Below are 12630 nucleotides of genomic sequence, written 5' to 3'. Positions count from 1 at the left end.
TAACTCTATTACACCGGACCTCTCTCTTCATCCTCTTATTTTGGCTAAGGTATTGTTTATATAATTTTAATATTTTGTTCAGAGAATAAGACCTGGAGGGTTAGGGCGCAGGGTAGGGTTTTGCTTTGAGGTATAGGAGCGATCGCATGGCAAAATTGTCGATACAGCATGGGTTTAGCATAAAGTTCCCTCGTCTTCAGAGTCAGTATTTGAAGTTTGTGTAAAAAATTTTTAGCGAAGATGTTAGTTTCTGTTGAGCAGATGGGTATCCTCAGAACGGAGGCTTGCTGATACCTAAGTATTTACCGCAGCAAGTATGTGAGGCATGGCTGGTTCAGACGAAGAATACCTAATTACCCGCAAAAAGCAGATTCAGCGGCGACAAAAGATTGTCACGATAGTGTCGATGTTCTCGTTTTTTGGTTCTACGGCATTTGCAGTCATTCCGGCAATCCAACAGGCTACTCAACCTAAGCCAGCAACTGCGTCTGCTTCTCCTGAGTCAGGATTACAGCAACAGGCGCAGGGCTACGAGTTGGTTTTACAACGGGAACCAGAAAACCAACTTGCTTTAGAGAAACTGTCTTTAGTGCGGTTGCAATTGAAGGATGTTAAAGGTGCGATGAAACTTTTGGAGAAGCTGGTGAAGTTGCACCCTGATCGGCAAGATTACAAAGTTGTATTAGAGCAGATTAAGAAGCAAGAGGGGAAAGGCGTCTCCGCTCAATAAAAATGGGGCGTAATGGTCAACCTCTAAAGGTAGTATGATATGTCTTCCAACTCTCAAAGTAAGTATGCCAATGATGAAACTTATCTTTCTTCATCTGTATTAGTAGAAAAAGAGCTTGAAAAACAAGGATGGGTATTATTTGAGAATATTGTTGATGCTCAATTAGTTGAAAAGTTGAAGCTAGACCTCGATAAAGCAAATGCAATAGCTCGTCAGATTCAAATCAAGAATGGTGTAGCACAAAATACTGATGGGACAATTAATCACCTCTTGGGATTGGGTGACAGCTTTATGGAATTTTTAGAAAGAATGTATTTGAAACAAGCCATAACACATTACTTTGGTGGCAACTACATTTTGAATATTTTTGGTGGTGTAAATAATCTTAAGAATCATCCTTCTTATCTTTTGAATATTCATCGAGATGTTCGCAGTTTCACAGGCAACCTAAAACTGATGTTTCAAATGATTGTCATGCTAGATGATTTCACACTAGAAAATGGTGCAACTTATTTCATGAATGGAGGACATTATCTAGCAGATCGCCCATCTGAAAAATTATTCTACAAAAATTCCACTCGCGCTGTTGGAAAAAGTGGTAGCATCATTCTTTTTGATGCTAACCTTTGGCACGCAGCAGGAAGCAATCAGACGGATGAGCCTAGACGCGCTCTTACACTCTGTTTCACTAAGCCTTTTGTCAAGCAACAGTTGGATTTACCTCGATACTTTGGATATGACTATGCAACCCATTTTTCGGAAGAAATGAAGCAGCTCCTTGGATATAATGCTCTAGTTCCAACAAATTTGGAAGAATGGTATCAACCTCTAGAAAAGAGATTTTACAAACCAGGACAAGGTTAATTTATTAATGCATTATAACCCATATAAAGAGAGACTTACTATGAGAGATTACAATACAGAATATTCAACCTTTAATACTAATGACATTGACAACAAATATGAGTATAGCTTTGACAAACTCCTAAGACGCTATATGCTGCGTTCTTTTCTACCATTTTTGTCATCGGGTAAGGCATTAGAGTTAGGTTGCTTTCAAGGAGAATTTACTGAGATACTGATTGATCACTTCACAGATATCACCGTTGTTGAAGCTGCTGACACTTTAGTAGAATATGTAAGAAATCGTGTGGGGTATAGGGTTAAATTTATTAACTCAGTCTTTGAAACACTGGAATTGCAAGACAAGTACGATGCTATTTTTCTAATTCATACGCTTGAGCATTTAGATGATCCTGTCTTTGTTCTACGTAAAATTAATTCCTGGTTGTCAGATCAGGGACTGCTTTTCATAGCTGTCCCCAATGCAAATGCTCCATCTCGGCAAATTGCCGTTAAGATGGGTCTTATTTCTCACAACACGGCAGTTACTGAGGCAGAGTTTGCTCATGGACATAGAAAAACTTACGCTTTTGATAGCTTAGAAAAAGATACTATTGATGCTGGTCTTAATATTGTTAATCGAGGCGGTATATTTTTCAAAGCATTAGCCAATTTTCAATTTGACAAATTATTAAGTACTGACATAATTTCAGACTCATATTTAGAAGCTTGCTACAAATTAGGAATGCAATACCCGGATCTCTGCGCTAGCATTTTTCTGGTTTGCAAAAAAGGTCTTATCCAAAAATAAGATATTACTTAATTAATGTATGTTTTCAAATGATAGATAAACAAGATTCTACTTCAAATAGTGCAATAATAATTTTCGTTATCAATGTTATTTTATACATTGCATAGTAGCGGTATAATTTTTCGTAATTATCTACGAAATTTCAAACTTTCAGCCACTAGTTTAAATATTTTTATCAACAAGGTCTATTTTTTATCGCTCACTGATTTAAACAAAGGGCTATTTATGAAGATTACTATAATGCAGCCATACTTATTTCCCTATATTGGGTATTTTCAGCTTATAAATATGGCAGACAAATTTGTAATCCATGATGATGTACAGTACATAAAAGGAGGTTGGATAAATAGAAACCGAATTCTATTAAACAGAGAAGCTTACCTCTTTACATTAAGCATAAAAAATGATTCTGCTTTTTTGAATATTAATCAGAGATTTTTTACAGAAAATTTTGAGAGAGAGAGAAAAAAATTATTAAACATAGTAGAGTTATCTTATAAAAAAGCGCCTTATTATTCAAACATTAAAAAGTTATTAAATTGTATTTTGTACGTAGATGAAATTAATATTTCACAGATGATAACGCGTAGCCTAAAGCTTATATGTGATTATTTAGATATAGGTACAGAATTTTATTTTTCTTCAAAACTGAATAAAGACAATACTTTAAAAGGAGAACAACGGGTTATAAGTATAAACACTTGTTTAGGATCTGACCATTACATAAATTCAATTGGAGGAGAAAAATTATATTCAAGAGAGGTGTTTCAAAAAAATAATATAAAGTTGTCCTTCTTTCAACCAAGATTTGTCGAATATAATCAATTTGATAATCATTTTGTTCCTTGGCTTTCAATCATTGATGTTTTAATGTTTAATGATAAAGAAAAAATTCAAAAAATGTTGAATGAATATGATTTAATTTAAATAAAATGACAGATTATTGATTAGATATAAAAAAGATAAGTCATTATAATAAATACTTTACTTAAGAGCAACAATCAGATTTATAAATATTTAGTTATGTATAAAGTTATGTGAGGTTTTAAATATTAATATGAAGGCTAGAGTAAAACCAATTGGAGGCTTTTTTGAGTTAGAAATTCAAAATAAAGATTACAATTATCATTCTAATGCAATTCCTCTTAGTAATGGAAGAGCTTGCCTAAATCTCATACTTAAACACATTAATGCTCAGAAAATATGGATACCTTTTTATACTTGTGATGCATTGTTAGAGCCGATTATAAATAAACAAGTTTCTTATAGTTTTTACTCAATTAATATAAATTTAGAACCAAGTGAAGATTTTAAATTAAAAGAAAATGAGTATTTTATTTATATCAATTATTTTGGAATAAAGAGCAAATTTATTGAATCCTTAATTAATAAGTATAGCGATAAAATTATCATCGATAATACTCAAGCATTCTTTGAACGGGAAAATAGTAAAACTTGGTCTTTTAATTCTGCTAGAAAGTTTTTTGGCGTACCGGATGGAGCATATCTTTATACCCCTTATGATATTGCTGTTGACTATGAAAGGAATACTGATTTGAGTTGTAATTATTTATTTAATCGTTTATTAGGAAAGCAGAAACAAGCATATCAAGAATTTATAGAATATGAGAAAGGATTGGATGATGAAATTAAAAAGATATCAATAGTTTCTGAATATTTGCTAGCTAATATTGATTACCTAAGTATTGCTCATAAGCGTCGGTATAACTTCAGCTATTATCATTCTATCTTTGAAGAGATTAATCAATTTAATTTGCCTTTAGCAACTAATTCTATTCCTTACCATTATCCTCTTTTGCTCAAAAATATAATAGATAAAAATCTATTATATGAACGAAATATTTTTATTCCAATATTATGGAAAGATACAATACAGAGAAGATTAGAAGGATTTAATTTTGAACAAGATTTAACACAAAAATTAATTGCACTTCCAATAGATCATAGATATGAAATTGACGATCTAGATTATGTTATTGAATCATTAAAAGAACTATTAGGTATCTAAAAATGTTTACATTAAGAGAGATTTTAAAAAAGGATATAAAAACAATTAACGCCTGGAGAAATGATTCTGAAATTATCAATTTTCTTTGTTGCAATTTTTTTTATATTTCTGAAGAAATAGATGAAAAATGGTATGAGAACTATCTTAACAATAGAGATAAAAATGTTAGACTCTCTATTCTTGAATCAGATAATAACCATCTTATCGGCAATGTTTACTTAACAAATATTCAATCAATTAATCGTTCTGCTGAATTTTCAATTGTTATCAGTAATAAAAAATACTGGTCTAAAGGTATTGGAGAAGCGGTGTGCCGAAAAATTATTAAGCACGCTTTTATTAATTTGAATCTTAATCGTATTTATCTTTATGTTCTTGAGCAAAATACTAGAGCTATTAGAATGTATGAAAAAGTTGGTTTTTTACTAGAAGGAAAGTTGGAAGAGACAGTTTATAAAAATGGCAGCTATCATAACACTTTGGTAATGGCGATTCTTAGAAAGAATTACAACAAAGATATTCAAAACAATAAAATATAAAATGAAATGTTATTTTTAATAATAGTAAATACTACAATAAGTAAGGTTTGCAAATTTGACACGCTAATAAATAGTATAAATACGTTAAATAAAAAATAAAAAAATTTTTAAATGATAGTTTTTGGGAAGTTGTGGGTAGCCTAATAACTAGGATAACTACTAAAATTTTGACCGTAGCAATCTCTTATACATAGCAAATTTAAGTTGTGAATTATTTCCTTCTTATAACTGAGTCAAGTTGAAATATTATAAATCTGGTAACAGCAAAGTTATGTCCCAATTTATCAATGATATTATCCATGCTTTTTATGTAAATATTCATACTTTTCAGGAAAATAACTGGGATTATGATAGGTTTCAAACATTATCAAAGGATCATACCAATAGGCAGATTTTTATAGACTCATATAGTTATTATCTTAAGTTTCTTTTCCAAAATCAGGAAAATTTTCAGCGACTTCACGAAATTCTAGCTGATTCTGAGTCTAAAAATTGGTTAACAAACTTATTACTTTTCCGACTGGTAGGACATCTACACTTTAAATTACCTACCAATAATGAACAACACTGGCGAGACAGACAGAAAGCTAGGGAAATGATAGTTTCAGAATCTGAGACAGATTACTCTGGTATTTTTGGCGAATTGCAAAAGTATGGAGTTAGCTTTGAAGATCAACATATTACTATTGATTGCTGGTGGGGCAATGTAGCTTGGACATTTTTGTTCAAGCAGTATTATTTTAGTAGAAATAATGTTCAAATATGTCCTGAGCCAGGAGATTATGTTATTGATGCTGGTGCGTGCTTTGGTGATACAGCAATCGCTTTTGCATCAACTATTGGTTCAGAAGGCAAAGTTTTTTCGTTTGAAATAGAGCCATATAATTTAGATGTATTTTGCTACAATTTGCTCCAAAATGAGGATTTGGCAGAGAGAATAGTTATCAGTGATTATGCTCTAACTAATAGTTCAGAAACTCAGCTTTATTTACATGGCGAAGGACCTGGTGCAAATATTAGTAACGCTCCATCGTCAATACCTATAGCTACTACCACAATTGATCAACTTGTATATGAAAAAAGTATAGATAGAGTGGATTTTATTAAAATGGATATTGAGGGTGCTGAGTTAAGTGCCTTACATGGGGCCGTAGAAACTATCCGTAAGTTCCGTCCAAAACTTGCTATTTCTATATATCATAGACCAAATGATATTTTTGAAATTCCTCTTTTTATCCATAGTTTAGATATTGGCTATCAGTTGTACATAGATCATTACACTATACATTCTGAAGAAACAGTGCTTTACGCCAAAGTTATGGAATAAACCAGAAAAATTATTTTTACTTTTTAATATATCAAAGACCCTCACTTTTAAAACGTCCTATAATGATTTGTTTAAAACCTTTTCTAAATTTTTCCCAAATACCAAATTAAAAAGCACTTCAAATGAAACAACAATTGAATAATTTAGCTATATTTACTGGCATACCAACCTTCACAGAAAAATTACACGTTGGTCGTCCTAATATTGGAAACCGCGAACGCTTACTTAATCGCATCAATGACATATTAGATAAAAGATGGCTAACGAACAATGGCCCTTATGTACAAGAATTTGAGCAACGCATTGCTGAATTTGTCGGAGTAAATCATTGCATTGCTAGCTGTAACGCTACAGTAGCATTAGAAATAGCCATCCGCGCTGCGGGTTTAAAAGGCGAAGTTATTGTCCCTTCTTTTACCTTTATTGCAACTGCACATGCTCTACAATGGCAAGAAATTACTCCTGTATTTTGTGATATTGATCCTAAAACCCACAACATCGATCCAAAGCAAATAGAGCAATTAATAACTCCACGTACTACAGGTATTATTGGCGTTCATTTGTGGGGTCGTCCTTGTAGCGTGGAGGCTTTAAGTAAAATTGCCCGTACCCACAACTTAAAATTAATGTTTGATGCGGCTCATGCTTTCGGCTGTTCACATCAAGGACGTATGATTGGTAGCTTTGGAGATGCCGAAGTTTTTAGTTTCCATGCTACTAAATTTTTGAACACATTTGAGGGCGGAGCAATTGTGACTAATAATGATGAATTAGCTGCAAAAATTCGTCTGATGACTAACTTTGGTTTTACTGGTATGGATAACGTTATCTATATTGGTACAAACGGGAAAATGCATGAAACATCAGCGGCAATGGGTTTGACAGGACTTGAAAATTTAGAAGATTTTGTTGCTATCAATTACCGTAATTACCAACAATATAAACAAGAATTACACAGTATTCCTGGGCTAAGACTTATTACTTATGATAAAACACAAAAATGTAATTATCAGTATATTGTTCTAGAAATTGATGAAAAAAAATTTGGTATAAGTCGAGATTATTTAGTTGAAATATTACAGGCTGAAAATGTTATCGCTCGAAAGTACTTTTATCCAGGTTGTCATAATATGGAACCTTATCGTTCTTATTTTCCTTACAATAGGCTATTGCTACCTGAAACTGAAAAACTTGTAAATCGAGTACTCTGCCTACCAACAGGCACGGCATTAAAACCAGAAGATATCAACAAAATTTGTCAAATTATTAAGTTAGTCGTTGCAAATAGTTCCGAACTTTCCAAAGTCCGATATTATTCACACATGTAAAATTTATATCTTAGAGGTAAAAGCATGAAAGTTAGCGTTTTAATGGTTACTTATAACCATTAAAATTTTATTGCTCAAGCAATAGAAAGTGTATTGATGCAAAAAGTTGGTTTTGAATATGAACTTGTGATAGGTGAAGATTGTTCTACAGATAATACACGTCAAATTGTAATTGAATACCAAAGAAAATATTCGGACAAAATTCGCTTATTACTGCCTGAAGTAAACTTGGGGGCGCACAAAAATTTTTTAAATACATTCAAAGCCTGTCAAGGTCAGTATCTAGCAATATTAGAAGGTGATGACTATTGGACTTCAAACGAAAAACTACAAAAACAAGTAGATTTTTTAGATAAAAACCTAGATTTTGCTATATGTTTTCACAATGTATTAGTATTTTGGCAAGATAACAGTCACTCACCTGCGATTTTCCTACACAATCAGCCAAAAACTTCTACTATAGAAAACTTGTTAATAAACAATTTTATTTCTACTCCTTCAGTAATGTATCGTGCTGGTTTAGTACAAGAGTTCCCCGATTGGTTTTATGAACAAAGTATGGGAGATTGGACTTTCCATATTTTAAATGCACAACACGGAAAAATCGGATACATTGATGAAGTGATGTCAGCATATAGAGTTCATGCAAAAGGAGTATGGTCTAGTAAAAGCCGAGAATCGCAACTAAAAGAAACTATTAGAATGCTTGACACTATAAAATATAATCTTAGTTCTCAATATCAAGCAATTATAAATACATCAATAAATTTTTTCTCTCAACAATTAGCTAGTTTTTTAAAAAATGAAGAATTAAATAAATTAGAGCAACAAACTGCTTACAATAAAACTAATTTATTACAAGGAAAGCCATTAGTTAGTATTTGTATTCCTACTTACAATGGGAAGGACTTTATAGCAGAAGCAATCAATAGTGTTTTATCTCAAACATATAGAAATATAGAAATTATTGTTTCAGATGATAATTCAAATGACCAGACTATAGAAATAGTCAATAGTTTAAAAAATATATCCGAGATATTATTTTTTGTTATTAAGCATGAAAGATATGGATTAGCTAATAATTGGAATTTTTGTATTTCTCAAGCTAAAGGAAAATATGTCAAATTTTTATTTCAAGATGATTTACTAGAACCAAATGCTATTGAAGAAATGGTTAGCTTGGCTGAACAAGATGAAGAGATAGGTTTGGTTTTTTCGCCGAGAAGACTCTTTACTAATACTCATGATTCCGTCTATGATTCAAACTTTCTAAAGCATCATGAAGCTAAAGATGTACACAAAGCTTGGTCAAGACTGAAGCTGATTCAATCAGGACAACAACTTTTGCAAGACTCAAATATACTTGACAACCCAATTAATAAAGTTGGAGAGCCTAGCACAGTCTTAATTAGAAAAGATGTTTTTGAAAAAGTAGGATTATTTAATTCTGAGTTTTGTCAACTTGTAGATTTAGAAATGTGGCTCAGAATTATGAGTCAATACAAAATCGGTTTTATTGACAAAGTTTTATCTCATTTTAGGATACATCCACAACAACAAACTCGTCGAAATGCTGCTTTAAAGGATGCTATTTTATTAGACTACCAAAAACTATTTCAGAAAATTTATAGTGATAAACGATATCCTGAAGCAACGAGACAACAAGCTCTTTATAGATACGCAGCTTTGAGTGAAGAAAATGCACAATTGCAGGAGTTGCGAAAACAAATAGCAGAAGAATGTCTGAATGCTTCAGATGAGCAGATAACAGATATGTATCTGAGTCTGCTAGGTAAAACACATAAGATGTTAGTGAATAGTAGCATCAAATATGAAAGTCTGACTGATGAAGAACAGATTTTTGCTAATGATGTTGTTACAAGTATATCTCAAGGTTTTGATCGACCAAAAGCAATTCAAAATTTACTAACGGCTATGCTGTATTGCCGTGCTGACCAGTTACCATTACAGCATGACCTCTCTTGCATACCTCGTTGGTTATTTCAGGACTATTTACAATTCCTATTTTCTTCCCAAGTTCACTTTCAAGAACCTAGTGAGGCGGATAATTACTATTACTATATGCAGGGATGGATTAATTATTTACACACATCGATATTACAAAATTCTGATTCTCAATTGTGGGATAAAATAGTTAGTCATTTCACGTTGATTTCTAATTTTATTCCCCTATATTTTAATGAGCATAATCTTAAAGATATCTATGTTAAACGTGCAGAAATTATAGAATCTTTACTAAAAGTTAAGGGTTATGAGGTAGATTACGAGTTTGCTGATAGACCTATAACCAGAAAAAAAATTCGGTTGGGTGTCCTGGCTGCACATTTTCTACCTGGTTCTGAAACATTTGCTTACCTTCCTGTTTATGAGTATATCAGTAGAGATTTTGAAGTAATTTTGTACTCTCTTAATCAAACTGGTCATCAACTAGAACAATATTGTCAAAGCTGTGCCAACTCCTTTAAGCTGCTACCACAAGATTTAGTAGAACAGGTAAATATTATTCGTGCTGATGATCTCGATATATTATTTATTGCTACCAATGTGACGGCAGTAACCAATCAAATCTGCTTCTTATCAATGCATCGGTTAGCTAGAATACAAATCACAAGTGGTGGATCTGTGGTGACAACAGGAATGCGGCATATAGATTATTACATTTCTGGTACACTAACCGATCCATCAGCAATGGCACAACAGCAATATCAAGAAAAGTTGGTGAAACTTGAAGGAACTGCTCATTGCTTTAGTTATGGAAATGAAGAAGAAAATGTAACTGTCAAAGTTGAGCGAGAAAGTTTGGGTATATCTGAAGAAACAGTTATTTTTATCTCTGGTGCTAACTTCTTTAAAATCATACCTGAACTAATTGATGCTTGGGCAAAAATAATTTCTGAAGTTCCTAATTCCGTTTTAGTGCTTCTGCCATTTGGCCCAAATTGGTCAAACAGTTATCCTAAAAAAGCTTTTGTGAATCACTTAAATAAAGTATTTTCAAAGTATGGAATACCAGCAGGCAAACTGATAGTCTTAGATCCTCAGCCAGTGCCGAAGCGCGAAGAAGTTAAAGAATACTTTAAAATTGCCGATGTTTATCTAGATTCTTTTCCATTTGCGGGAACAACTTCTTTGATAGAACCACTACAGGTTAATTTACCAGTAATTGCTAGACGGGGAACTAGCTTTCGCTCTGCAATGGGGGCTGCAATGGTACAAACATTAGATGTACCCGATTTAGTTCCAGAGAGTGAAGAGTCTTATGTACAGTTAGCGATCGCACTCGGCAATAACCCTAAATTACGCCAACAAAAGAGCGCCCAAATCAAGGAAAAAATGCAAGCTAATCCTAGTTTTCTAGATAGTCGCTCTTACTCAGCTAAAATAGGCAGCCTCTTCCAAGAACTATTTAGTAAATATCTTGCAGATACTCTGAGTCAAAATTTCCGCTTAGGAGATATTAACTTAATCATTTTCCCAGACTGGTTACAGTCAGAAGACTTACTATATCAAGATTTAGCGAGTGTCATTTCTACTCTCACTACTCACCCAGATAAAAGTAGCTTAACTCTCCTGATAGATACTCACAATATTTCTGAAGAAGAAGCCGATATGCTTTTATCGTCTTTGACCATGAATTTGCTCATGGAAGATGATGTAAATATAACTGAGGGGCCAGAAATTTCTCTGCTTAGTAAGATGAGTGATACACAATGGAAAACTCTTTTGCCTAAAATTCATACTCGAATTGCTTTAGCAACAGATAATCAATCTGCGATCGCACAAGCGAAAGCAGAAAATCTCCCATTCTGCGATGTAGATAGCTTGATCGCATCCAAATTAGAGATGACGTCTGTCTAATCGTAGTCAAGCCTCCTATGGTGGGTAATAACCCAGCATTTCGCAAAAAAATCCTGTGTCATAGGTTTAGAAGCCTTTTATAAACAAGTTTGTAGTAAGCACTTTAGTGCTTAAATTTGTAATTACAGAGGAGGACTAAAGTCCTCACTACAAACTTTTGAATTGTTTGTAGTAAGCACTTGAGTGCTTAAAAATATATGTATGAATATCGCCAACTCACAACAGAACAAAAAGCTGAACTAGTTGAATATGGCCTAAGCCAGGGTTATCCACCCCACTCACCACCACATAAAGTACGAGATAAGCAATTTTATCTGTTAACGGTAGCTTGTTACGAGCATAAGTGTCATATAAATACTGAATCTCGTCGTCAGCAACTGCTAGATATGATTTTTGATAGGTTTGGTGGGAGTGGAAATGAACAGAGGAGCGCTGAAGCGCCCACTACAAACTTAAGAATATGTGCTTGGGTTATTTTGCCTAATCACTATCATCTACTAGTTCAGGTTGTAAATTTTGATGTATTGAGTGACTTGTTTCGGAGAATACATGGTTCGGTTTCTCGCCAGTGGAATATAGAAAACAATGTAACTAAGAGAAAAATTTGGTATCGTTGGAGCGATCGCGCTATTCGCTCTGAAAGACATTACTATACAACTGTTAACTATATTCATTACAACCCAGTTAAACATGGTTTAGTCAAATCTCCTTACAACTGGGTTGAAAGTAGTGTTCACTGGTATTTACAAGCTTGTGGACAACAATGGCTGCGTGATTGCTGGACTCAATATCCAGTGCGAGATTATGGTAGTGATTGGGATAACTTTTAACTTTGATAAGTAAGTGGGCAAGAATAAATCAAACTATGTTACGCAATGTAAAATTAATTTAATTGTTTCGTAGTAAGGGTTTTAGCCCTATTTTCCGGGCTGAAGCCCTTACTACAAACCTTTAATTATTCACGCTTACTTACTTAGTAAGCGGCTTTAACTCTTAGAAATAAATTATATATATTTCTTATTTTTATATTACCTTTTAAACCCGCCATGCGACATAAACAACCACCTCATAGATATAGGCTTCCTTAAAGTTACGATAATCTGTGGTTCATTTACCTGGAAATTGCTGTAAGAGGTTATTTTGA

At 33.2% G+C, this 12630-nt stretch carries 10 protein-coding genes; all 10 read left to right on the top strand.

Annotated features, from left to right (window positions below):
- Positions 1-325: 325 nt before the first annotated feature.
- The 10 genes from HWQ58_RS05390 to HWQ58_RS05345 all read left to right on the top strand — a co-directional run bounded on the left by HWQ58_RS05390 (position 326) and on the right by HWQ58_RS05345 (position 12316).
- Positions 326-730 carry a tetratricopeptide repeat protein gene (locus HWQ58_RS05390; RefSeq protein WP_292858753.1) on the top strand — a complete coding sequence of 135 codons (405 nt, stop codon included), beginning with the start codon at positions 326-328 and terminating at the stop codon, positions 728-730.
- Between the two features lie 39 nt (positions 731-769).
- Complete coding sequence (locus HWQ58_RS05385) at positions 770-1594, top strand: phytanoyl-CoA dioxygenase family protein (protein ID WP_292858751.1); 825 nt, start codon at positions 770-772, stop codon at positions 1592-1594.
- Between the two features lie 40 nt (positions 1595-1634).
- Positions 1635-2384, top strand: a complete 750-nt coding sequence (locus HWQ58_RS05380; protein ID WP_292858749.1) for a class I SAM-dependent methyltransferase — start codon at positions 1635-1637, stop codon at positions 2382-2384.
- Positions 2385-2609: 225 nt separating this feature from the next.
- Entirely contained in the window at positions 2610-3311 is a 702-nt protein-coding gene (locus HWQ58_RS05375) for a WbqC family protein (protein WP_292858746.1), read from the top strand.
- 130 nt (positions 3312-3441) lie between these two features.
- The gene (locus tag HWQ58_RS05370) at positions 3442-4413 is read left to right on the top strand and encodes a hypothetical protein (protein ID WP_292858743.1); all 972 of its coding nucleotides are present in this window, start codon (positions 3442-3444) and stop codon (positions 4411-4413) included.
- 2 nt (positions 4414-4415) lie between these two features.
- Positions 4416-4952 (top strand): GNAT family protein, encoded by a 537-nt coding sequence (locus HWQ58_RS05365; protein WP_292858740.1) that lies wholly within the window; start codon positions 4416-4418, stop codon positions 4950-4952.
- A 271-nt stretch (positions 4953-5223) separates the two neighbouring features.
- Positions 5224-6279, top strand: a complete 1056-nt coding sequence (locus HWQ58_RS05360; protein ID WP_292858737.1) for an FkbM family methyltransferase — start codon at positions 5224-5226, stop codon at positions 6277-6279.
- 122 nt (positions 6280-6401) lie between these two features.
- Entirely contained in the window at positions 6402-7607 is a 1206-nt protein-coding gene (locus HWQ58_RS05355; protein WP_292858734.1) for an aminotransferase class I/II-fold pyridoxal phosphate-dependent enzyme, read from the top strand.
- A 69-nt stretch (positions 7608-7676) separates the two neighbouring features.
- On the top strand, positions 7677-11486 hold the full coding sequence (locus tag HWQ58_RS05350; RefSeq protein ID WP_292858780.1) for a glycosyltransferase: 3810 nt from the start codon (positions 7677-7679) through the stop codon (positions 11484-11486).
- 197 nt (positions 11487-11683) lie between these two features.
- Entirely contained in the window at positions 11684-12316 is a 633-nt protein-coding gene (locus tag HWQ58_RS05345; protein ID WP_292858731.1) for a transposase, read from the top strand.
- The last annotated feature ends 314 nt before the right edge of the window (positions 12317-12630 follow it).

Origin of the sequence: Nostoc sp. LPT, from assembly GCF_017115165.1 — a bacterium.
GTDB lineage: Bacteria > Cyanobacteriota > Cyanobacteriia > Cyanobacteriales > Nostocaceae > Nostoc.
This window is presented reverse-complemented; position numbering and strand designations above follow the sequence as displayed.